Source organism: Hahella sp. KA22 (assembly GCF_004135205.1).
Taxonomy (GTDB): Bacteria; Pseudomonadota; Gammaproteobacteria; order Pseudomonadales; family Oleiphilaceae; genus Hahella.
The window spans coordinates 2,283,217-2,305,908 of record NZ_CP035490.1 but is presented as its reverse complement, the minus strand read 5'-3'; the positions used below and the strand labels follow the sequence as shown (position 1 = coordinate 2,305,908).

The following is a 22,692-nucleotide window of genomic DNA, read 5'->3' as shown; positions in this document are numbered from 1 at the left end:
GTTGGCGCGCGCCTTCGCTTCGGTTAACCTATGCGCTCTCATCGCCGGTTAAATTCGGCAGTAGGAGAAATATTAATCCGGCAGACAAATAGCTTCCTTCTATTTGTCTGCAACGACAGGGCCTGCACAGGTCAGGCCCTGTCTCCCGCGGCTTGTCGCCGCGCAGGCGCGTCCATGCGCCTAGTGATTAACATGCCAATATCATTGCCATGTTAATCACTACATCACTAAGGAAGTGAATAATGAAAATCAAAGATATTAAAACCACACCCTACCTCGAACAGACCTCTCTCTGGCCCGCCAGCGGCAGACATATTCTGGCGCATCAGGATCAAGATACACTCATCGTTTATCAGGCTTATCGACCGGAAATCGGCGAATACGCCATCAAGAATGGTCGTTTCGGCGGCGCGTACAGTTACTCCCGCATGAGTTGGATAAAACCCAACTTCCTGTGGATGATGTATCGTTGCGGCTGGGGTTTAAAGGAAGGCCAGGAGGTGGTGCTGGGGCTGAGAATACGCAGACAGTTCTTCGAAGATACCCTGAGTCAGGCGGTTCCCTCTTCCTACAATCCCGAGGAGTTCCCAACTCAGGAAGCCTGGAAGGAAGCCGTGCAAAATTCCAACGTGCGCCTGCAATGGGACCCGGACCATGCGCCGGACGGCGCTAAATGCGAGCGACGCGCCATTCAGTTGGGACTACGTGGAGATATGCTCGCCCGCTACGGCAAAGAGGAAATTCTGGAAGTCATCGACTTCAGAGAGTTCATCGCCGAGCAACGCGCTCACGCCGCCCCGGAACGCTATGCGGAGCTGATGACGCCACAGGAACAGGTGTTTATTCCCTCTGACGCCGAAGTCAGCGCCCGTTTGCGTCTGGACTCGCCAGACTGACCCACGCTTGCCGGCAGTCACGCCGCAAGCGCCCCCTTCACCCTTCACCCTTCACCCTTCGAAGCAAAATACCAGCAACAGATTGTTCGCTGGCAGCCGCTTGAGAGTCTTCAGCTTGAAACCATAGCGCAACGCCAGCGCTTCAATGTCCGCCAGATCTTTCAGTCCTGCGTCTGGATCACGGGTTTTCACCCATTCATCCAAACCCTGATTGCCTGGACTGGTGAAGACTCCGTTTTCATTAAACGGACCATAAACGCAAAAGGGAGAACCCGCGCGCAAGCGCTTGGCGACGCCCGCAAACAACGCTTCCACAGGCGTCCACCCGACAAAATGCAAGGTGTTTGACGTATAAGCCGCATCAAAGGTTTCAGACAACTCCCAATCCCCAGTCGTCACATCCAGCGCTTTTGGCGGTAAGAGATTATCCAGGCCCGACTCCTCCACCCAGGCGCAGATCCCCGGCAAGGCCTCCGCCAGATCCGTCGGCAGCCATTGCAGATGGGGCATACGCTCAGCGATATACACCGCGTGCTGCCCGGTGCCGGCGCCGATTTCCAATACCGTTTTTACATAGGCGAACGGCTCTCGCACCGCTTCGGCGATCGGGGCCTGATTCCGCAAGCAGGCTTCAGCGACAGGTTTCACAACTGGGTCTCCTTAATGTTTTATCCGGGTTGAATCATTTCCAAATCCACCGGATATTGCAACCAATGCCGTTGGATAGAAAAGCGACAAGCAGTCAGTATAAAAAACACACTGATCATAAATTACCAAAATCTCCGCAATCCCTACAAAACAAAGGGCTCCCATCGTTTTCCAAAGAGATATCCACAGGATGTGTGGATATCTGAACTGCATTTTCAGATCGAAAATAAATCAACTCTGTCGTAATACGATCAGTCTCTCAGACGCCAGGCCGCGAAATTTAGAGGTGGAGCAACGCTGTCAGCGTCGGTATGCTTCGAAGAAGCTACTCAACTATTGAGGTCAATGTGAGTAATGGAGGTCGATGTGAGTAAACCCAAAATTCTCGTCTTCGCCGGCAGTCTGCGCAAAGAGTCCCTGAATAAAAAGCTGGCGCGCGCCGCCGGTCGTTATGCGGAAGCGGCGGGGGCCGAGGTAACCTATCTGGATCTGGCGGATTATCCCCTGCCCATTTATGACGGCGATATAGAAAGCGCATCCGGCCTACCGGAGAACGCGCTCAAGCTTAAGCAGATTCTCGCGGCCCATGATGGATTCATCCTGTCTTCCCCCGAATACAATGGCGGCATCAGCGGCGTTTTAAAGAACACTATCGACTGGGTGTCGCGCCCGCTGGAAGGCGAGCCTTCCATGGCGGCGTTCAAAGACAAATGGGTGGCGCTACTGGCGGCCTCTCCCGGCGCTCTGGGCGGCATTCGCGCTCTGCCGATGGTCAGAACCATATTGTCCGGCATCGGCTGCGTGATGATGCCCGAGCAAGTGGCGCTTGGACAGGCCAACAAAGTGATCAACGCGGAAGGCGCCATCACGGATGAAGCCGCCGCCTCACGGGTGCAACGCCTCAGCGAACGCCTGGTCCGCTTCGCCGCCAAATAACCGCATCGCGCCTTGTATCCTTTGCGGGGCGTCCCCATCTCCCTGGTGAACCCTCCATTCATTAAGGATACAAGGAGCACATCATGGCTCACGTCGTCATTACCGGCGCCAATCGCGGCATCGGCTTGGAACTGGCGCGTCTTTTCAGTCAACGGGGCGATAAAGTCACCGCTATCTGCCGACGCGCTTCCGACGAGTTACAAAAACTGAACGTGACCGTTTTGACCGATATCGACATCAGCCAGGACGCATGCGTGGAACAGATTCGCCAGGCGCTGACGGGACAAACCGTCGATATTCTCATCAATAACGCCGGCCTGCTGCACCATGAAACACTGCCCAGCCCCAACTGGGACACCATGCGCGCGCAATTCGAAATCAATACCCTGGGCCCGCTGCGCGTCACCAGCGCGCTGCTGGAGAACCTGCATAAGGGAGCCAAAGTCGGACTGATCACCAGTCGTATGGGGTCAGTGGAAGACAACAGCTCCGGCGCTTATTACGGTTACCGTATGTCTAAAGCGGGTCTTAACGCCATAGGCAAATCTCTGGCGCTGGACATGAAAAGCCGCGGCGTGGCGGTGGCGTTGCTGCACCCTGGCTATGTTATTACGGACATGACCGGACATTCCGGCGATATCACTCCCGACGTATCGGCGAAGGGGCTGGCCGCGTGCATAGACGAGCTGACGTTGGAGAACTCAGGGAAGTTCTGGCATGCGAATGGGGAATTGTTGCCCTGGTAAGCCGGACAAAAGCATAAGGCCGGGCGAGCATCGCCCGATGAGCTTGCCCTGTCCCGCAGGATGCGCAAGACAGGGCTCAGACAGCGAGCGGGTTCAGGGCAAAGAGTAAGCGACTCCTTCCTGCCGCGCTTCATGGATATCATCCGGGGTATCCACATCGCACAGCACCCCGCGATCCTCCACGTCCAAACGCAATAACGCATCACTGTATCGCTGCAACACCGACTTCGCTCCGGCGTCGCCGCCCAGAGCCATCAATTGCGGGTAAAAGCGGCGTCCGAAAATCACCGGATGTCCCTGCCGCTCGTGATAGAAAGGCGCGACGATGCGCTCTTCCTCTCCACGCTCATGCAGCGCAGCCAGCGTGCTTGCGCGAATGTAAGGCATATCCGCCAACGCCACGCCGCAAAACATCCAGTCCCGTACTTGCGACACCCCCCATGCCAATGAAGCGCCCATACCCGCCTCCGCGTGGGGACAAACCGTATAGGGAACGTCAAGGCGATCTAACAATGCAGTGACGGCGTTGTGTCCGGGTCTGACCACCACCAGCACCGGCTGCTCCGTCGCCGTCAACGCCGCCAGAGTGTGCGCCAGCAGCGCACGTCCGTCTCTCATTTTAGCCGTCAGTTTGTCCGCGCCGAAGCGGCGGCTCTGTCCTGCGGCCAGCACCAACCATCCCATAATTATTATAATCTCCCGGCTATATTCATGTTTTCAGCCGCAACGGCAGGTCGCGCAAGCGTCGTCCGGTCAGCCTGAATACGGCGTTGGCCACCGCCGGCGCTATGGGCGGCGTTCCCGGCTCTCCTACTCCGGTGGGAGCGGCGTCACCACCAACCAGAACCACATCAATTTCCGGGGTTTCATTCATGCGCAATACCGGATAATCGTGAAAGTTTGACTGTCTCACCGCACCCTGAGTATGGGTTATCTCCCCATACAGAGCTGCTGTCAAGCCGAAAATGACGCCGCCTTGCATTTGTGCGATCACCGTATCAGGATTCACCGCCAGTCCGCAGTCAACGGCGCATACAACCCGATGCACACGGATGGCGTCGTTTTCCACGGACACTTCCGCCACCTGCGCGACATAGGTTCCAAAGCTTTTATGGCAGGCCACGCCCCGCGCTCTGCCCGGCGCCGGCGGACTATTCCAGTCCGCCTTCTGCGCCGCCGCTCGTAGCACTCGCAGGTGGCGTGGATGGTCACGCAGCAGTAGTTCTCGATAGGAGACAGGATCTTGCCCCGCGTGATAGGCCAACTCATCCACAAAGCTTTCCACCACGAAAGCATTGAAAGAGTGGCCGACCGAGCGCCAATAACTGATAGGTACTCCAGAGTCCGCCTTCATATGGCGCACGCGGATGTGGGGAATCGCGTAAGGGACATCCTCCGCGCCTTCGTAGGCGCTCTGGTCCGGCGTGACCATTTTCGCCACGCCTGCGGCCATGCGCACCATGGCTTGCGGCGCCCATGTCGGAGCGACCGCCCCTGCGGCTTCCTTCGCATAATGATCGATAACCCGCGGCGCGGCGATGTCATGAGTCCAGGCGAGAGCCTCTCCCTCTGGCGACAACGCCGCCGTCAGCCGGTGCAGCGAAGCGGGACGAAATAAATCATGCTGAATATCTTCCTCTCGCGACCAGATTAATTTCACCGGACGATCAAAATGTTGCGCAATGGAGACCGCTTCGCCGACGAAATCCTGGCTCAGGCGACGCCCGAACCCACCGCCGATAAAGGTGGTGTGAATATGAATGTCGGCGGCGGATAGGCCGCATTCTCTGCGCGCCACCGCCCGCGCCACATCGGGCCCCTGGGTGGGCGCCCATACGTCGCAACGCCCGTTCCGAAACCAGGCCGTACAATTTTGCGGCTCCATAGTGGCGTGGGCGAGAAACGGAGCGCGGTACTCCGCCGTCACTCTTTGGGAGGTTGACGCCAATGCGCTCTCGACATCGCCTTCGCTGCGAACCGTATCTCCGCTTTGCGTCGCCAGCGTTCGCCGGTAAAGATCGAATACAGACTCCGTATCCAACGCCCCCAGCTCGCCGGTATTCCATTCAATCTTCAGCTTGTCCCGGGCCTGACGGGCGCGCCAGTATTTATCCGCCACAACGGCGACGCCCCGGGGAACCTGTATGACCGCCACCACCCCGGGCATACTCCGCGCTTCCACATCATCCAGTGCACGCACAGTTCCTCCCGCCGCCGGAGCGCGCGCCATCACCGCATACAACATACCCGGCAATTGCACATCGATGCCAAAGTCTGCGCGGCCGAAGCTTTTCAAAGAAGCGTCCAGACGCTGGTTGTACTTGCCAATGTAGCGGTACGCTTCCGGCGACTTTAGCGTGATGTTAGCTGGCGCGGGCTGCTTCGCCGCCAGTTCCGCCAGCTCGCCATAACTCAGCGATGGGCCGTCTTCGTGCAGCCGGCAGACGCCATTCTCAGCGAGAACCGACGATACCGGGACACTCCAGACCTGGGCCGCGGCGGCGACCAGCATGGCCCGCCCCATAGCTCCCGCCTCCCGCAATCGCACCCAGTTGCTACTCAAACTGGTGCTGCCGCCAGTGATTTGCAGACCGAAGTCAGGTTGTTCGTAGGCGGAGTCCACCGGCGCAAACACTACCTCTATGGAGGCAGGATCGACATCCAGCTCTTCCGCCAGCAGCGTACACATGCCCGTGTAGGTTCCCTGCCCCATTTCCACCCGGTCCAGGGTCAGAATAACGCGATTGTCCGGCGTGACCTCCAGCCAAGCGTTGGGTCGCAGCGAATTCGTCTCCATCCCTTGCGGCAAGGACGCGCAACCAGGCAACTGCAAAGCTACCATCAGTCCGCCGCCAGCACTGAGGGAAGCCCGAAGCAAGTCTCTACGGGATAATGCAATGGTCTCCATAACCCCTTCCCCCTCTATTTCTGGTTTGAGTTCTGATTGATTTGCGCCGCCGCTTGATGGATGGCGGCGCGAATGCGGGGGTAGGTTCCGCAGCGGCAAATGTTGCCGGACATGGCGTTGTCGATGTCCGCATCCGACGGCTGGGGATTTTTCGCCAAAAGGGCGCAGGCGGACATGAGCTGCCCGGATTGGCAATATCCGCACTGGGGGGTATTCAGCTCCACCCAGGCGCGCTGCAACGGGTGAGGCTGTTCGGGATCGCCAATGCCTTCGATCGTAGTGATCTTACGCTCCTGGGCCACAATCGCCGGAGTAATGCAGGAGCGAATGGGCTCTCCATCCAGGTGCACGGTGCAGGCGCCGCACAACCCCATGCCACAGCCGAATTTGGTTCCCGTCAGTTGCAACTCATCCCGGATCACCCAAAGCAATGGAGTATCCGGCGTCACATCCACTTCTCTTGGTTCGCCGTTCACGGTTAATTTCATAAAGACGCCCTGCTCGTATTTTGTTGTTATGATGCCCGAAAGACTAAATGACCCACGGTCATTTGTCTATGTAGTAACCGAAAGCGCTGGAGTTCACATGTAGGCGCTTACTTTCGCTCTGCGCGCTTATAACCGTGGCGCCACACAAAACTTTTCCTTATAGTTCGCGTAGTTAAAACATAATGTTTTGTCAGGTAGACCTTTGCGCTAAGGGAGTTCGCTGAGCATGAAGCCGACGTTGGCAATCAAGCGGTTTGTCTTTGTCTGTATCACATTATCCCCAGGACTCGCCTTCGCCGAGCGCCTGTCCATGACGCCGGATTTTCTGGACTATTTCTCCGTCAATCCCCCACGCACCACGCTGCCTTCCGCATCGGAAAGAGAGCTGCTGGAGCGCTATAAACCCCGTTTTTTTGCAGCGGAAGGACAGACGTTATTCATCGATTTTTATCGCGACTACATCGCCAACGGCCGTCTGTATGACAAACACGGCGCGCTGATCAGCGAGGACGTCAGCCCGGAAACCCTCAACAAATTCACCTACAATCCAGACGTCTGTTTTTTTTATGACGGCGATGGCGACACGAGTCGACAGGTCGCCTACGGCCGGGTCGACTACGACAATGTCGGGCTTGAAGACGCCAAGACCTGGACCTTTCTCACCTACAACCTGACTTTCGCTTATTCCGGACTGCCGGTAGGCATGCCGGGCTGGAAGTCCATCATGCTGAACCTGCTGGGGGATACCCGTCACTGGCGCAGCCCGGACCAATATGTCTCCGCCACCATCGCGCTGAACGACCAACAACGCCCTATCGCCATCACCTTGCAGCAGCATGATTACCTGACCACGTACATTCTGAACCAGGATCTTGAGCTGCCGGAGGATGGCCGTATCAGGCTGGACATCGCCAAGTATTCCAACGAACTGTATCCCCACTCGCCCTCCGAAGAGAGACGCCGCGCAGCCACTGCGTTGACGCCGGATGACGCGGAATATCTGATCTATGGCGCAGATCGCCCCTTTCTTGGCGGCATGGATGTGACGCACGGCCAGATAGAGATCGAATACACACTGACAGCGCTGCCGCCGGACGACGCCTTCTATCAATTCAAAGGCGAGCTGGGCGAATCTCACATGTTATGGAACCGCGATGCGCCCTCCGGCGCTGACTACAGCACCGCGCCCGCCCTGAAGCCCAAGTCCATCGCCATGGCGGCGGGATACCGACGCGAAGACGATCAAGAATACCTCCAGCTGCTGCAGGACTGGCGGGACAGCGGTTACGGCAAGCTGCCCGACCATGTCAAAACGGCCTTCATGCGCCGCTTCACCGAAGATCTACCGGCGCCATGACTTGCGCCGGACGCTATTCCACCGGATTTGTGGGCAACGGAAATACGAATTCGCCTTCCACCGGGAAGTGATCCGATAGATCCCAGGTCGTCCAGTGCTCCCATTCGATGAAACGGGGAATGCGCACTCGATTGTGGGAGTATACCGGCGCGACATGCGCGTTCGAGGTCAACACGTAGTCCAGATATTCCGTGTACTTGGAGTCTGCGAAGGTATTCACGCCGCCATCGTAGGTATGCGGATACTGGCTCTGTGACGGCGGATCAGCAACGTCCAGAATCGCCAGCATATCCTGATGCTCCACCGGAAAGTTGAGCTTATCCACATTGAGATCGCCTGCGATGATGACCGGCTCATCCGCCGCCGCCCCTTTGCTGTCGACAAAGGCTTTGTACTGCTGCAAATGCCAGCGCCGCAGAGCGACATCCTCTTCTCCGGTATAGGCGTGGGTGTGCGTGCCGAACAGATGGTAAATCTGTCCGCCCTTATCGATTTTGGCGTAATTGGCCCCTTTCGAGGCGAAGCATCCGTCATTGCGACAGCCTTCGTAGACCATCGTGTCCTGCTCCAGGATCGGCCAGCGGCTGGCGATAAAACTGCCTCCCGTCAAAATGCGCCCGAGTTTGAAGGGTATCTCCGTCAGGTACGGATACTCGGCTTGCAGGTCACTGCGAAAGCGCGCGGTAAGAATGGGGTCGAACACCTCCTGAAACACCACGGCGTCATAGCCTTTCACGGCTTCCGCCATGGTGGCGAGTCGGTTGGAGGTATTCTTTGACATCAGCCCCGGCAACAGCGCCCAGGCATTATAGGTAAGCACTTTGAGGTGATTGCTTTGCGGAACGCGCTCGCTGAGGGTCCAGTCATTGTTGATGACGTAGTAAACGTCGTCTCCGCCGGGTCTGGCGTATTGCGAGCGATACGCCAAGTGGCTGTCCACCCCGTCAAACTCTCTTGGGATGGCGTGAATGTCGCGGTCATAACGCCAGGGGTCGTCGTCCGCCGCAATCCACATTTTGCTGAAATTCCAGGTTCCTTCGAGTTTCTGCCGCAGCAGCGCCGTGCTATTGCGCCCCATTACAGTGGTGTCGAAGAAGTAGGTTTTACCCCACTTGATGCCCTGGTCACGGTTGAAGCGCAGAATTTTTACCGTGGCCAGGGGCGGAATCTCCGTCTCCAGCCGGTCCCATTCCACACCCTCCCGGATGTTGTCGTAACCGCTTTGCGCGGTGCTCAGAGTGACTGTCTCCATCGTGCTGTTGGTCAGGTAGATATAAGTCTCCGCCCAGGACCATCGCGTCAGCAGTAACAACATCGCCGCTCCCGCCAGCCATTTATATAATCGCCGCATCTCCGTCCTCCCAAGATTGTTATTTTTATCGTCTCTAAGAAGTCAGTGAGCGGAATGTAACAGAACGTCATTAACATAATCGGACCTGAATCACAGATTTAACCCCGTTAAATTAACATTAAAATGAAAACGGAATAGCCTCTGTCATGGCGTACAACACCTGAAAACATAAAAAAAACCATGTGAGACAATATGACCAGCTTCCACACCCCCATTCTTATTGGCGAGGACGGCCAACCTGCATGGGGCCGTTTTTCCCAGCCAGTCGGGCAGATCAACTATTGGGATTATGATCTGCGCACCCCCATGGACCAGGCCGTCGGCCCTTTCTTCAAGGAAAAGAGGTTCAACCAGTTTCAATTCTTCGGCCTGCTCAGTCAGGATTTGATTATCGGCGTCGCCATCGTTGACCTGAAATGGGTCTCCAACGCCTTTCTCTACTGCTTTAACGGCGCCACCGGCGAATATGAGGAATTCAGCTTCCTGCAGCCGCTTGCTCGTAAGACTCAGTTTAGCGTCACCCCGGACAACGGCGACGTGAGTTTCGGCAACGGCAAAAGCGAGTTCTACTTCAATAACTTTCCTTCCGGACACAAACTCGATGTCGTACTGCAAAGCGGACTGCAACTCTCCGCCTATCTGGATTTCGGCGTGCGCCAGGACCCACTGCGTCTGTGCTGTCCCGCCGGATACAACGGCTGGGTCTACACCCAGAAAAGCGCCGGGCTGCCAGTCAGCGGCCACCTGATCTGGAAAGGCCACAAGTACCTGCTGGAGCATATGGGCATGATGGGCTCTTCCGACTGGTCCTGCGGTTTCATGCGCAGAGAAACCGTATGGAAGTGGGCCTGCGTGAGCGGCGTGGACTCCACCGGCCGTCGTCTGGGTCTGAATCTGGCCAATGGCGTCAACGAAACCGGCATGACGGAGAACGCCATGTGGTTGAACGGCATGATGCATCCACTGGAGCCGGTGCGTTTCCGCTTCAACCGCCGAGAGCCTTTCCAACCCTGGCGAGTTTACTCTGAGAGCAAAAAAATCGACCTCACGTTCACCCCGCGAGGATGCCGCCGCGACAAAATCAATCTGTGGTTGCTGGCCTCTAATTTCCGGCAAATGTTCGGCAGCTACAACGGCCGCATCATCACCGCCCAGGGCGAAGCTATCGATATTATCGATCAGCCCGGATTTGCTGAAGATCACTATGCGAAATGGTGAGAAGAAGCGGGGTCGGCGCGAGATAGACTGAAAACACAACGCCGGCTCCTGGCCGGCTGCGTTTTCTCAAAGATTAGCGGGAGCCGAAACGTTCCCGATTATTTTGCTTTTCACGGTCGCTTTTGCGCAGCAGCACATAAACCGCGCCGGAACCGCCATGCTGTTTTTGCGCGCTGTGAAACGCCAGCACTTCATCGAATTCCCGCAACCAGCGATTTACATAACTCTTAATAACCGCTTCCTGATTCTGATTACGGTCGCCCTTGCCATGCAGGATGATCACCGTGCGTAAGTCGTAACGCAGACAGTCGCGCACAAACTGGAACACCTCTACCCGCGCTTCCTCCACCGTCTTGCGATGCAGATCCAGACGCGCTTCGATCTGGTACTGGCCGAGCCGGAGCTTTTTATACACCCCATGCTGTACGCCATCTTTTTTGTATTCCAGCAGATCGTTGCTTTTCAGTATCTCGACATGATCGTCGGAGCTGAGAAAATTAAGATCCAGCAGCTTGTGCCTGACGGCGGCTTTGCGGCGAGCTTCCTGTCCGGGCGTAGCTTCCTTGGCTTTCTTGACGTCCGCCTGATTATGGCGGGGCAACGGCTTGACCCCTGACATCTCTTCGGCAAAAAGATCATCTTTATCTTCTTGCATGGTACTACCCTCTTCTACTGTTAAGCCTGCGCCCGCATCCCTTCAGCGCCATCTTGTTTCGTTCTAACATCTTCGCGCGCGCCAGCGCAAGCCGTCCACAATACGTAGCCCTCAGCAGGGCGACTCCAGGCCGCCCACGGACAAAGAAACGGCGATGCGTTAGCGGTTCAGGAACCGTTTACTTCAGAAATCTGGTCATTCAGGGTCCAGAAATCATAAAGGATGCCCAAACCGAGCAAACCGCCGGTCAGCAGATACAGCAGACCAGTCAACCATTTGCCCATGTAAAAGCGGTGTACGCCGAAAAAGCCCAAAAAGGTCAAAAGAATCCAGCTTGCCGTGTAGCTGGTGGAGCCGTCTTTAAAGCGACGATCCGCTTCGCGGTCCATAGAGGGGATCAGGAAAAGGTCAATAATCCAGCCAATGCCCAACAGGCCGAGAGTGAAAAACCAGATAGTGCCGGTAACGGGTTTGCCGTAATAAAAACGGTGAGAACCGGTAAACCCGAAAATCCACAGGATATATCCCATGGCTTTGGAATGCGTGTCATTTTGCATATGCGTCATATTTCCGCTGTAAAGTGGATTTCCATGTTAATGAGACTGGTTAATGGGGTCGGAAGCCCATATATCAACCGGACCACCGTATTTTTACATACCTGACGACGAGACCGCCAAACGCATTGTAATCCCGTCCAGCGCCGTTAGCGGTTACAATGCCGGCAGCAGATTTGAGAGACCCCGTTCCCGATGACAGAACATGCTTCCAACCCCAACCTGTGCATGCACCCGGCGCTGGAGTTGCAGTACCAACTGCTGCGTTCCTCGCGCCGTAAATCCGTAGTGATCGAAGTGCACCGGGACCAGAGCGTCAAAGTTCGCGCGCCACTGCGCGTCAGCCAACGGGACATTCATCGCCTGCTCGGCGAAAAAATTCGCTGGATTCGCATGCAGCAGCACAAACAGGCGCTGCTGCCGCAGCCTCAACAAGCCCCAGGTTACGCCGCAGACAGTCGCCATTATTTCATGGGCGCGGAGTTCAGGCTGGCGTACCAGTCTGATTTACGCACCCTGGCGTTGACGGAGGACGGACGCATTTGTCTGCCCAGTCGCTATCAGGAAAACCCGGTCCAGGCGGAGAAATACCTGAATGTCTGGTATCGCAATCAGGCGCAGACGCTGTTGGAAGAGCGCCTGGCTATATGGAATGAGCGTATCGCCGCCTGGAATGTGGTTCAGCCCACCCTGCGCCTGCGCTTCATGCGGCGTTATTGGGGAAGCTGTAATCGCAAGGGGATGATCACGTTGAATGTGAATCTGGTGAAGATCCCACTGTCATTGGTGGATTATGTGGTGACCCATGAGTTGTGTCACCTGCGGGAAATGAACCACAGTCCTCGTTTCTATGCGCTACAGGAACAGTTATTGCCGGATTGGCGCAGTCTGCGCAAAGAAATCCGCCTTTGGGAGCAGCGGGTTTTACCCTGACGCACCTGCTCTTCAGCGAAGATCGATTTTCGTCACTCCAGCCTCTATTTCACCTTCATCGCCTTCACCAGACGATCCAGCGTATTGGCCTGAGTGTGAATGGATTTGCTGCTGGCCGCGACTTCTCCGGCGATCTGTGAGGTGTCGCGAGTGAGATTGCGCATTTCCTGCAGGTTGTCATTCATGGCGCCGACTGTCGCGCCCTGCTGTTCGACGGCGGTGGCGATCAGGGTGTTCTTCTCCAGAATATCCCGCACCAGTTCTTTCACGCCGGTCAGCAATCCGACTGTATTTTGCGCGCCGGCAAGGCAGCGTTCCGCATCTTCCCGCCCCTCCAGAATGCCCTTCTCTACTTTCTTCTCCAGATCCTGAATGGCGTTGACGATGGAGTCGATGCCCTCGCTGGCGGTGTAGGCGCGGGTAGCGAGGGTTCTCACTTCGTCCGCCACCACAGCGAAACCTCTTCCCTGCTCACCCGCTCTGGCCGCTTCAATAGCGGCGTTCAGCGCCAACAGGTTGGTTTGTTCGGAAATACTGGTGATCTCCCCGGTGGAGGACTGGATTTTCTGCGTATCCTCGTTGAGCTGATTGGTCAGGTCGACCAGCGAGTCCACTGACTTGGCCAGTTTAGCGATGGCGACTTTGGAATCCTGCGCCTCTTTCAGGCCGGATTCGGTTTTCGCGTCGGCGTTGCCTGACATCTCCCGCGTTTCATCCGCGTACTGCGCCACCTGCTGCGCCGCGTCCAGCATCTGCTGCATGGAGTCCGCCACGCTTTCGGTCTGGTTGGCCTGACGGGACATCTGATCGCGGGTTTTTGTGGAATACTGCGCCAGCAATCCCACTTCCTGCTGCAGCGTAGCGACAGCGTTATGAATCTGCAACACTGCTTCCTGATAGGTTTGCTGCATCTGATTGAAGGCCGAGGCCATTTGCCCCACTTCATCCTCACATTCGATCGGCACACGTAGCGTCAGGTCGCTCTGACTCTGCGCCTGCAGCATGATGGACTTGAGTCGGTTGACGTGACGCTCCACGAAAGCGATCAGTAATTGCGACGCCACCAGCAGCAGGCACATCAAAACAAAGACAATCCCGGCGAACGCGGGCGCCTGATCCTTGAATACTTTCCATAAACTGGGCGCAGCGCCCAGAGCCACTTTTACCTTACCGCCATCACGCAGGTAGGCCACTACCTTGTCAGGTTCCTCCGACAGAAAGGCCTCCGCCGACTGAGTCAGCGTTCGCGGTTGCGCCGCCGCGTCGCTGGAAATCGTGCGCAAGACGTCCCGCTGTAGTGTATTAGGCGGCACTTTATCTAATTCATACACGCGCAATGGACCAGCTACCTGCCCCGCCGGAGCGCGCACCGCCACCTTCAACTCGGACGCAAGCAGCTCAATACCACCGTTATGAGACAAACGCATGGAGGCCAGCACCAACGCCAGCATGATGCCGAACGAAACCGCATTGACCAGCCAAAATTTATATCTAAGACCGACATTTGTGAGCCAGGACATTCGTACCACACTTGGTTATTAGTTTTACAATCGGCCGCGCACGCCTCCGCCTGAGGCAAAAACAACGACCTCGTAGCAAGTGTAGTACAAAGGTAAAAAATTTTTTTGATTCAAGCCGTTAATCAGATTCCTTAGCGCAGCGCCATAGATAGAGCAACCCCGATCGCTGCTTCAACCAACGCCCTCCCAACCCCAGACTAACCCCGTGCGCTTACAAATAAGTTTACTTGTATTTTTAAATTAAATTATCAGCCCTTGGATATAACCTTAAATTAAATTTCAATTATTTATACATTTTCATAAATTAATTCTGAACTTTTCCCAACTATAAAAGTCGTAACCAAAGTATTAATTCCCCATTTCGACGGGAACTAATCTCAAAGATAAAAGTTAAACAAAAAGTTAAATATATAAAGAAACGGAGAATATTCGCCGCTTCACCTAATCCATTTGTTTTACAACGATCATAGTCCATTGACATCAGGCGAACCGAGGCTTGAAGGGTTGCTTTCGCCTTGTCAAAAGATAAATAGAAGGAGAGACTTATGAACTTCACCGCTTCCGTCATTCAAAAATCAGAACTTTCCCAATCTATACAGAAGTTTCGTTTAGAACCTCTGCAAGGTTTATCTCCAAAAGATCAAATAAAATTTATTCAATATGGCCAGGGCGAATATAAGAAACCGCCCTTTAGCAATATATATTTAGCCATAGAACAAAGCATGAAAACCTATGCAGATAAAACCGCCGTCGAGCACATGGGCGACAAGATCAGTTACGGCGAGCTGCAAAAACAAGTGGATTTTCTTGCCGGTGTATTGATATCCGCAGGCGTGAAAAAAGGAGACCATGTCGCTCTGTTTGTACGTCGCTCCATCCCCATGGTCGTTGGCGTTCTGGCGACGCTCAAGGTCGGTGCGGCTTACGTGCCGCAGGACGTAAAAATCTGTCCAAAAGAGCAATTAAAACTCGTCGCGCAATCCTCCGCCGCCAGGGTGATGCTGACCCTTTCTGAATACCATGACAGCGTGCCGATTCCTCCAGACTGCGAGCGCCTGTGTATCGATGAAATCCTAAGTCGCCGGACACTCGCCGATAGCGCCCCTGTTCCTCCGTCTTTTCCGACTGTAGAGGAAGATGACGCCTGCTTCGTGCTGTTCACCTCCGGCACCACTGGAGCGCCCAACGGCGTCAAAGTTACTCATGGCAATGTCTGCAACCTGCTTTTGACCGCGCCAGGCAACCTGGGCATTCAACCCGGGGAAAAAGTCGCGCAGATTTTGAATATCGCCTTCGACATGGCCGCCTGGGAGATTCTGACAACCCTCGCCCACGGTGGAGAATTAATTATCCGCGGCTGCGGTTTTCAGGAAACGGTCAGCCGCGCCAATGTGGTGATCGCGACCCCCAGCATTTTGAGTAAGCTCGATCCCGCGGCATGCCCCGACCTGCGGGCGGTCGCAGTCGCCGGGGAAGCCTGCCCGGAGCCGCTGGCGAGAAAATGGGCGACCCATTGTGAGTTCTATAACTGCTGCGGCCCCACTGAAGTCACCATTGTGAACACCATGGGACGCTACCTGCCGGACCAGGGTCAGCTGAGTATCGGAGCGCCCACGCCGAACAATACGGTCTACATCTTAAACGATTCACTAAAACCCTGCGCCATCGGCGAAGTGGGCGAAATGTGGGCCGGCGGCGCTTGCGTCACCGCTGGCTACATCAACAACGACGTGCTTAATGAAGACCGCTATCGCCACGATCCCTTTCTGGATAACGGCGGCAAAATGTTCCGCACCCGCGACCTGGGGCGCTGGCTGGAAAATGGCGAACTGGAGCATTTGGGCCGCACTGACGATCAGGTCAAAGTGCGGGGTTTCCGGGTTGAGCTGAACTCGGTTTCCTGCGCCATAGAGGCCTTGCCAGGATGTCAGCAGGCGGTGGTGATCAAACACACCAGCCGCGATCTCGCCGCATTCGTCAAACCCGCCAGCGTCAATCCTGTGCAGGTAAAACAGGCCGTCGCAGCGAAGCTCCCTTACTACTGTATCCCCGATAAAGTCATTGCTCTGGACGAGTTCCCCATGACGCCGCGAGGCAAGGTCGATAAGAAGCGCCTGGAGGAAATGCTGGCGAATATCCCCGCCTCGCAGGAGGTTCCGGCATGACAGCCTCTTTATCCAAGACGGCGTTGCAATATGCGCCCAAGGCGCCGCCGCAGAAAAAGCACATTGACCTGTCCCGCATCAAGATGCCGCCACAACACCCCTGGCACAAGTGGGCCCGTCATCCGAAGGTGATGCCTTATAACCGTCTCGCCATACTGATGACCGCCTTCAATATCGGCGCACTGTACTGGCTGACAAATGGCGGCTGGCGCATAGACCAGCTGCCGATGGAAACCGTGCTGAACGGCGCCCTTGTCAATTTCACCATCGCCATTCTGATTCGACAGCAGTATGTCGTTAATGCGCTGTTCGCCATCGCCACCAGCATACCTCCCCACTGGCCGCTGAAATGGCGCTGGGCCATGGGCAAGGTGTATCACTTTGGCGGAATCCATGTTGGAGGGTTCTTTTGCGGTACGTTGTGGTACGCCGCATTCACAGTTTTCAGCCTGCTTGGGAGCTATACCGCTCTGCCCTCGTCGGTTCCCATATTGGCGTCTGTTCATCTGAGCATACTGACTCTGATGATCATTCTGGCGTTGCCCGCCCTTCGCGCCAAATATCACGATCAATTCGAGTTCTCCGCTCGCTTCGGCAGTTGGGCGTCTGTCCTGCTGTTTTGGGCGCAGACGCTTATTCTGAGCGCGGCGGCGCACCCTGTCAGCGAGCTGCCGTCTGCGCTGGCGACCTCACCTCAGGTGTGGGCGTTGACGGCGGTGACCCTCAGCATCCTGGCGCCCTGGCTGCGCCTGCGCAAAGTGGAAGTGACCATCCACAAGCCTTCGAACCACGCCGTCATCGCCGACTTCAACTATGGCGTGACGCCCTTCGCCGGCTCATCGACGGATCTCAGTTTGAATCCGCTGTTTGAGTGGCATGCGTTCGCCAATATTCCACTGCCGGGTCGGGAAGGTTTTCAGTTGGCTATATCCCGTGCTGGCGACTGGACGGGGGCGTTTATCGATAACCAGCCCCGCAAAGTGTGGGTCAAGGGTATTCCAACCGCAGGGGTCGGCAATATCGAAACCCTGTTCAAAAAGGTGGTATGGATCGCCACGGGCAGCGGCATCGGCCCCTGTCTGCCGCACCTGGTTGCGCAAGGCGTGCCGGCGAAGCTGGTGTGGGCGACGCGCAATCCGCGCAAAACCTACGGCGATGAGTTGGTTGACGACATCAAAGCGGCTCACCCAGACGCCTTGATCTGGGACACCGACACTCATGGTAAACCTGACCTCGCCAGACTGGCCTATCTGGCTTATCGCGATACCGGCGCTGAAGCGGTTATCTGCATCTCAAACAAAAAGGTCACCTGGAACGTTGTCTATGAACTGGAAAGCCGCGGCATTCCCGCCTTCGGCGCCATCTGGGATTCTTGAGGAGATTGATTATGACTGCACTAATACAACAAACCAGCGTCAACGGCGTCACGACCTTGACGATCAACCGCCCGGATAAACTGAACGCCTTATCGCCGGCGCTTTTTGTCGAGCTGAAAACAATTTTGCTGCGCCTGCAGGAGCCGGGTTTTCCTGTTCGCGGCGTGATTCTGACGGGCTCCGGCGAAAAAGCGTTCATCGCTGGCGCGGATATCGCCGCCATGCAGCAAATGTCTCCTGAAGAAGGCGAACGATTCGCCGCCCAGGGACAGGAAATCACCGCATTACTGGAGGCGCTCCCTATCCCGGTTATCGCCTGCGTGAACGGCTACGCCCTTGGCGGCGGCTGTGAGCTGGCCATGGCCTGCGATTTCATCTATTGCACCGAGCGCGCCCAGTTTGGACAGCCGGAAGTCTCCTTAGGCCTGACGCCATGCTTTGGCGGCTGCGTGCGTCTGAGCCGTTTCGTCGGCGTCGGACGCGCCCGCGAACTGATCTACACCGGCCGTCGCATCGACGCTGGCGAAGCATTGCGAATAGGTCTGGTCAACCGCGTGTTCTCTGACGCCGACGCCATGCTGGCCGCCGCCCGGGATATCCTGCTGCAATGTAAAAGTCAGTCACCTGTGGCTATTTCTCTGTGCAAACACACCATCAACGCCAGCTACGGGCGCACCACTGCTGAAGCGCTGGAAGTCGAGAAAAACGCCTTTCGGCGCACTTTCGAAAGCGCTGACAAGCAGGAAGGCGTGCAGGCGTTTGTTGAAAAGCGTCCCGCCGTTTTTCCTGGCAGGTGAAAGAAAAGAGAGGAGTAACGGCGGATTAGCCTACTAGTGGAAACCAGTCGATCTAACGAGGCGCACGCAGTCCCGGCGCGCCTCTTCTCTCCCTCTCGCTCATTTTGTGGTCTACACTGATAAGAAGTCCGCGTAGGCCCGACATTCATCCGCAGCGAGCCCAAGGTTTTTATGAGTAGAGAAAAGCGTTCCTCCCCCCGCATCAAAGCTAACTTCCGCGTTGAGCTTTCCAGTCCGCAATTGGGCATCATTGAAACCCGGACCCGTGATGTTTCAGATAGCGGAGCCTTCGTCATCATCGCCGAAGAAACCACGCCGGAGCTGCACATGAAAGTGCAGATTCGCGTACTGGATCTGCCCGGAGAACCCGGTCAATCGGTGGAAAGCGAAGTAGTGAGAATTGAGAATGAAGGGGTAGGATTGCGATTCATTCCGAAAGACTGATTTTGCAGCCTCTCAGTTACGAGGCGGGCTCTTCAGGCGGTTCGTCCAGTTTGTTCTTTTTGCTCTTCTTGTCTTTATTCTTGCCCGGCTTGTAATCCGTCTCCGGCCATGCGGACTTAATTTCCGCCGCTTGCTGGGAGGCGGAGAACTCCTCCCACAAAATGCCGTTGCAGTCTTTATCGCAAGTGAAAAATTTGGCCTCAGAGTCTTCCCAGCCCAGGTGACGTAAACGTCCGCCTTCGCCTGGCGCAGTTTTACGAATTGAGAAGTTCAGCTCCTTGGTGCGCCATAGCGCATATTCACCCGGTACTACAACATCAGCGGGACGCCCCAGCCTTTCGTTGTACTCCTCCACCGATTGTTCGATATCGATGACGGAAATGGCCAGATGAAATTTTTTGCTCATACAATGAGGCTCCTTCACTTACAAAAATTCGAGACGTCAGTGTGATAATACAACACCGACGCACATCCAGGGTTGAACCCGCGCTGATTCCAGTAATGACAGGGGGATAATAGAACAACGGAAGGGAAGCATACCGAAAAAAATACCGGGCGGCCAGCGGAGACTCCACCTGCCTGTCCCGGTTTAACATGGACAATAACGTCCATCACTCAGCGTTCACACACCATTGAAGGTCGTTCCCGGTAGTGTCTATACGACCGGGGCACAAAAAGAACCTTGATCACTCAAGGCCCTCCCTATGCTCGCGGGAATAGCCCAGCTAGTCCCGTCGTTATAGTAGCAAAGGCCCCATACCGTAAAACCCCGACCTTAGTCTAAACCTTGGCCGGCCCAATATTTCGATCCGGTCGCGTTGCGCCATTACCGTTTTTCTCATGCAAATTGATCTGCGCCAAGCCTGGCGGCGGGACGCAGTACAACTAAAGACGTATAGTTTAGGAACACGCGCCTATTTATAAATAAGTTTAAAAAAAGGTCGCCCTATGTCCGATTCATCCCCTGACAACACGCCCAACGGACTTTCCCGGACGTCGCTGGCGGAAGCCTCTGGCTCAGACAACGCCCTCCCTCAGAACATCCGTTCCCTGATGAATTTTCTGCGCGCATTCGCGCCTTTCAAACAGATGGACGACGGCCCGCTGGCGACGCTGCTGGAAAAATCCAGCATTGAGTTTTTCCCCGCCGACGCGCAGATCATCGGACCGGACGATGGCGCGCCAGAGAAGTTCTATATCGTGAAGCAGGGGTATATCGTCGGCGAACGCGACAGCTACCGCCACGCCAACGAACTCCCTACCTTCGACATCGGCCCCGGCGCCTGTTTCCCGGTAGCGGCGCTACTTGGCGAACGCCCTACCCGCACGCTGCACAAAGCCCAGGAAGACACTTTTTGCATTACCTGTAGCAAAGAGCACTTTTCCCGCATGCTGGCGATCTGCCCGGTATTCCGCGACTTCTGTCTGCGCGGGGTCAGCAGTCTGTTGGACCAGGTCAACCGGCAGATACAGGCGCAAGCGCAGTCCACCCTGGGCGAAGACTATTCTCTCAATACGCCGCTGAGCCAGTTTATTGAACGTCAGGCCGTACATTGCGAGCCGACGCTAAGCATTCGCAAAGCGGTCAGGATTATGGATGAACGAGGCGTCGGCTCCATGGTGGTGACGGACGCCAACCGCAAGCCCATCGGCATATTTACGTTAAGAGACTTGCGTCGATTTATCGCCGGTCCCGGCGCGGACCTGGATGCCCCCATTTCCAGTCGCATGAACGCAGACCCGATTTCCTTGTCGCCGGACGCTACCGCTTTTGAAGCGGCGTTGATCATGGCGAAACATCATTTCGCCCATGTTCTGATAGCAGAGAATGGCAAACTGGTGGGCGTTGTCTCCGAACGCGATCTGTTTTCCCTGCAACGGGTCAACTTGGTGCATATCGCACGCACGCTGGCCAACGCGCCCTCGGTAGATGCTTTGGCGGCGTTGCAAAGCGATGTGGCGCGTCTGGCGGAAACCATGATCGCCCACGGCGCCAGCGCCGAGCAGCTCAACCATATTGTGACCCTGCTGAACGATTACAGCACCCGTCAGGTCATCCGGCTGATCATCAAAGAGCAAGGCGACCCTGGCGTAGCGTTTAGCTGGATCACATTCGGCAGCGCCGGCAGACGCGAGCAGACCCTGCTGACGGACCAGGATAACGGCATCATCTTCGAGCTGGAGGATTCACGCCTGTGGGAGTCGGCCCGTCAGCGTTTGCTGCCCCTGGCCTCCCGCATCAACGCAGCTCTGGATCAGTGCGGTTTTACCCTCTGCAAGGGCAACATCATGGCGGGCAATCCCAAGCTGTGCCTGAGCGCGCAGGAGTGGGACCAGCGCTTCAATGGCTTTATTGAAGCCGCGACGCCGCAGAACGTACTCAACTCCTGCATCTTCTTCGACCTGAGAACGCAGTGGGGCGATGCGACGCTGGCGAGCCGCATGTTCGCCCCTATCCGCCGCCGCATTCAACAACACACGCTGTTCCAACGCATGCTGGCGACAGCGGCGCTGGAACATCGGCCGCCACTGGGCTTATTCAAAGGTTTCGTCACCCGCAAAGAACATGGCCAGGAAGGCGTGGATCTGAAAAAGCAGGGGCTGACGCCCTTCGTCGACGCCGCCCGGGTTCTGTCCCTCGCGCACGGAGTGGAAGCCTCCAACACCATTTATCGGCTGCGCCAGCTCAGCGAAGCCAATGTTCTGGAAACCCGGGATGCACGCGCCTGGGAAGAAGCGTTCGACTTCATTCAACTGCTGCGCCTGCGACATCACCTGCAATGCAAGCGGGAAGGCAAGGAACTGACCAACCTGGTGGCCCCCGACGCGCTCAACGATCTCGATCAGCGCATTCTGAAAGAAGCGTGCCGCCAGGCCCAACGACTACAAAGGAAGCTCGCCTGGAGTTATCAATTATGACCCTGGATCAATTAACGGACTTTTTTTCCATGGACGCCAACGTCAAAGCTCTCTCTCGCTGGTCCCCGCCTCCGCCGGGGCAGGCGCTTGAAGACATACGCTGGGTGACGGCGGATGTAGAGACAACCGGCCTTAACACCAAAAAAGATGTGGTAATCGCTATCGGCGCGGTGGAAATCGATGGTCTGAGCATTTGCCTGGAACAGACATTCGAACTGGTGATCAATGCTGACGCGCGCCTGGAACGCGACAATATTCTGATCCACGGCCTGTCTCAGCAAACTCTCAGCCAGGGCGTACAGCCCAAAGAAGCGATTCACTCCTTTCTTAGCTATGCGCACGGCGCCGTCCTGCTCGCCTTTCATGCGCCCTTCGACAAGGCCATGCTGGAAAAAGAAGCCCGCGCGCATATGGGCGTCAGTTGCCGGCTGCCATTCTACGACGTGGCGGAATGGCTGAAAGCGCTCTGTCCGGAGGCGCCTTCCCATCTGCGCAGCCTGGATGACTGGTCCCACTATTTCGGCCTCTATAACGATCAACGCCATCATGCCGCCTGCGACGCCATGGCCGCCGCTGAATTGGCGTTAATCTGCCTGCAAAAAGCCCGCAGCCAGGGCGTGACAACCTGGAAAGGACTGCAGGATAAAGTCGCTGCGCGGATCAAACTGGAAAAAATGCGCGCTCATTGACAAAAAGCGAACAGGAAACAGATCCCCAGCAGTGATACCATAACGCCCTTGCGCCGGACTGCGCCTGTTCGTCACCGCGCGCCGCCCGCAAT

At 56.2% G+C, this 22,692-nt stretch carries 21 protein-coding genes; 12 read left to right on the top strand and 9 right to left on the bottom strand.

The genetic code is table 11. The features are described 5' to 3' along the window. Positions 1–242 precede the first annotated feature (242 nt). Positions 243–896, top strand: coding sequence for a DUF4291 domain-containing protein (locus EUZ85_RS10370; RefSeq protein WP_127969226.1), 654 nt, complete (start codon positions 243–245; stop codon positions 894–896). A gap of 51 nt (positions 897–947) precedes the next feature. Here the strand turns inward: EUZ85_RS10370 and EUZ85_RS10365 are convergent, their stop codons facing one another. Next, on the bottom strand, positions 948–1,544 hold the full coding sequence (locus tag EUZ85_RS10365) for a DUF938 domain-containing protein (protein WP_127969225.1): 597 nt from the start codon (positions 1,542–1,544) through the stop codon (positions 948–950). 366 nt (positions 1,545–1,910) lie between these two features. Here EUZ85_RS10365 and EUZ85_RS10360 point away from each other — a divergent pair, with 366 nt between their 5' ends. Together EUZ85_RS10360 and EUZ85_RS10355 are read left to right on the top strand one after the other, a co-directional pair. Continuing rightward, positions 1,911–2,480 carry an NADPH-dependent FMN reductase gene (locus tag EUZ85_RS10360; RefSeq protein ID WP_127969224.1) on the top strand — a complete coding sequence of 190 codons (570 nt, stop codon included), beginning with the start codon at positions 1,911–1,913 and terminating at the stop codon, positions 2,478–2,480. 83 nt (positions 2,481–2,563) lie between these two features. Continuing rightward, positions 2,564–3,226: an SDR family oxidoreductase gene (locus EUZ85_RS10355; protein ID WP_127969223.1), complete on the top strand. Its 663-nt coding sequence runs from the start codon at positions 2,564–2,566 to the stop codon at positions 3,224–3,226. A gap of 93 nt (positions 3,227–3,319) precedes the next feature. Here the strand turns inward: EUZ85_RS10355 and EUZ85_RS10350 are convergent, their stop codons facing one another. From EUZ85_RS10350 to EUZ85_RS10340, 3 genes are read right to left on the bottom strand one after another with little or no spacing between them, the layout of a single operon-like run. Next, on the bottom strand, positions 3,320–3,910 hold the full coding sequence (locus EUZ85_RS10350) for an NTP transferase domain-containing protein (protein ID WP_127969222.1): 591 nt from the start codon (positions 3,908–3,910) through the stop codon (positions 3,320–3,322). A gap of 25 nt (positions 3,911–3,935) precedes the next feature. Further along, on the bottom strand, positions 3,936–6,134 hold the full coding sequence (locus EUZ85_RS10345) for a xanthine dehydrogenase family protein molybdopterin-binding subunit (RefSeq protein ID WP_127969221.1): 2,199 nt from the start codon (positions 6,132–6,134) through the stop codon (positions 3,936–3,938). 14 nt (positions 6,135–6,148) lie between these two features. Further along, complete coding sequence (locus tag EUZ85_RS10340; RefSeq protein WP_127969220.1) at positions 6,149–6,622, bottom strand: (2Fe-2S)-binding protein; 474 nt, start codon at positions 6,620–6,622, stop codon at positions 6,149–6,151. Positions 6,623–6,848: 226 nt separating this feature from the next. Between EUZ85_RS10340 and EUZ85_RS10335 the strand changes: the two genes are divergently transcribed. Then, positions 6,849–7,979 carry a hypothetical protein gene (locus EUZ85_RS10335; RefSeq protein WP_127969219.1) on the top strand — a complete coding sequence of 377 codons (1,131 nt, stop codon included), beginning with the start codon at positions 6,849–6,851 and terminating at the stop codon, positions 7,977–7,979. A gap of 13 nt (positions 7,980–7,992) precedes the next feature. Here EUZ85_RS10335 and EUZ85_RS10330 read toward each other — a convergent pair whose 3' ends face one another. After that, positions 7,993–9,330, bottom strand: coding sequence for a sphingomyelin phosphodiesterase (locus EUZ85_RS10330; RefSeq protein ID WP_127969218.1), 1,338 nt, complete (start codon positions 9,328–9,330; stop codon positions 7,993–7,995). A gap of 192 nt (positions 9,331–9,522) precedes the next feature. Here EUZ85_RS10330 and EUZ85_RS10325 point away from each other — a divergent pair, with 192 nt between their 5' ends. Next, positions 9,523–10,548, top strand: coding sequence for a DUF2804 domain-containing protein (locus tag EUZ85_RS10325; RefSeq protein WP_127969217.1), 1,026 nt, complete (start codon positions 9,523–9,525; stop codon positions 10,546–10,548). A 73-nt stretch (positions 10,549–10,621) separates the two neighbouring features. Here the strand turns inward: EUZ85_RS10325 and smrA are convergent, their stop codons facing one another. Both smrA and EUZ85_RS10315 read right to left on the bottom strand, forming a co-directional pair. Then, on the bottom strand, positions 10,622–11,203 hold the full coding sequence (gene smrA, locus EUZ85_RS10320) for a DNA endonuclease SmrA (protein ID WP_127969216.1): 582 nt from the start codon (positions 11,201–11,203) through the stop codon (positions 10,622–10,624). Between the two features lie 167 nt (positions 11,204–11,370). Continuing rightward, positions 11,371–11,760: a TM2 domain-containing protein gene (locus tag EUZ85_RS10315; RefSeq protein WP_206618041.1), complete on the bottom strand. Its 390-nt coding sequence runs from the start codon at positions 11,758–11,760 to the stop codon at positions 11,371–11,373. Between the two features lie 192 nt (positions 11,761–11,952). Between EUZ85_RS10315 and EUZ85_RS10310 the strand changes: the two genes are divergently transcribed. After that, positions 11,953–12,690 carry a M48 family metallopeptidase gene (locus EUZ85_RS10310; protein WP_127969214.1) on the top strand — a complete coding sequence of 246 codons (738 nt, stop codon included), beginning with the start codon at positions 11,953–11,955 and terminating at the stop codon, positions 12,688–12,690. Between the two features lie 44 nt (positions 12,691–12,734). Here EUZ85_RS10310 and EUZ85_RS10305 read toward each other — a convergent pair whose 3' ends face one another. Continuing rightward, positions 12,735–14,210 carry a methyl-accepting chemotaxis protein gene (locus EUZ85_RS10305; RefSeq protein WP_127969213.1) on the bottom strand — a complete coding sequence of 492 codons (1,476 nt, stop codon included), beginning with the start codon at positions 14,208–14,210 and terminating at the stop codon, positions 12,735–12,737. Between the two features lie 722 nt (positions 14,211–14,932). Between EUZ85_RS10305 and EUZ85_RS10300 the strand changes: the two genes are divergently transcribed. The 4 genes from EUZ85_RS10300 to EUZ85_RS10285 all read left to right on the top strand — a co-directional run bounded on the left by EUZ85_RS10300 (position 14,933) and on the right by EUZ85_RS10285 (position 18,992). Further along, complete coding sequence (locus tag EUZ85_RS10300) at positions 14,933–16,375, top strand: AMP-binding protein (protein ID WP_241567007.1); 1,443 nt, start codon at positions 14,933–14,935, stop codon at positions 16,373–16,375. After that, a complete protein-coding gene (locus EUZ85_RS10295) occupies positions 16,372–17,751 on the top strand; it encodes a hypothetical protein (protein WP_127969211.1) in 1,380 nt (459 codons plus the stop codon). Before EUZ85_RS10300 ends, EUZ85_RS10295 begins: the two co-directional genes overlap by 4 nt. Before the next feature lie 11 nt (positions 17,752–17,762). Continuing rightward, positions 17,763–18,548, top strand: coding sequence for an enoyl-CoA hydratase/isomerase family protein (locus EUZ85_RS10290; protein ID WP_127969210.1), 786 nt, complete (start codon positions 17,763–17,765; stop codon positions 18,546–18,548). Positions 18,549–18,719: 171 nt separating this feature from the next. Then, complete coding sequence (locus EUZ85_RS10285; RefSeq protein WP_127969209.1) at positions 18,720–18,992, top strand: PilZ domain-containing protein; 273 nt, start codon at positions 18,720–18,722, stop codon at positions 18,990–18,992. A 16-nt stretch (positions 18,993–19,008) separates the two neighbouring features. On the opposite strand, the gene EUZ85_RS10280 is transcribed toward EUZ85_RS10285, so the two are convergent. Then, positions 19,009–19,398: a hypothetical protein gene (locus EUZ85_RS10280; protein ID WP_127969208.1), complete on the bottom strand. Its 390-nt coding sequence runs from the start codon at positions 19,396–19,398 to the stop codon at positions 19,009–19,011. Between the two features lie 542 nt (positions 19,399–19,940). Between EUZ85_RS10280 and EUZ85_RS10275 the strand changes: the two genes are divergently transcribed. Together EUZ85_RS10275 and EUZ85_RS10270 are read left to right on the top strand one after the other, a co-directional pair. Beyond that, complete coding sequence (locus EUZ85_RS10275; RefSeq protein ID WP_127969207.1) at positions 19,941–21,911, top strand: putative nucleotidyltransferase substrate binding domain-containing protein; 1,971 nt, start codon at positions 19,941–19,943, stop codon at positions 21,909–21,911. Continuing rightward, positions 21,908–22,600, top strand: coding sequence for a 3'-5' exonuclease (locus EUZ85_RS10270; RefSeq protein ID WP_127969206.1), 693 nt, complete (start codon positions 21,908–21,910; stop codon positions 22,598–22,600). The genes EUZ85_RS10275 and EUZ85_RS10270 overlap by 4 nt, the downstream gene beginning before the upstream one ends. The last annotated feature ends 92 nt before the right edge of the window (positions 22,601–22,692 follow it).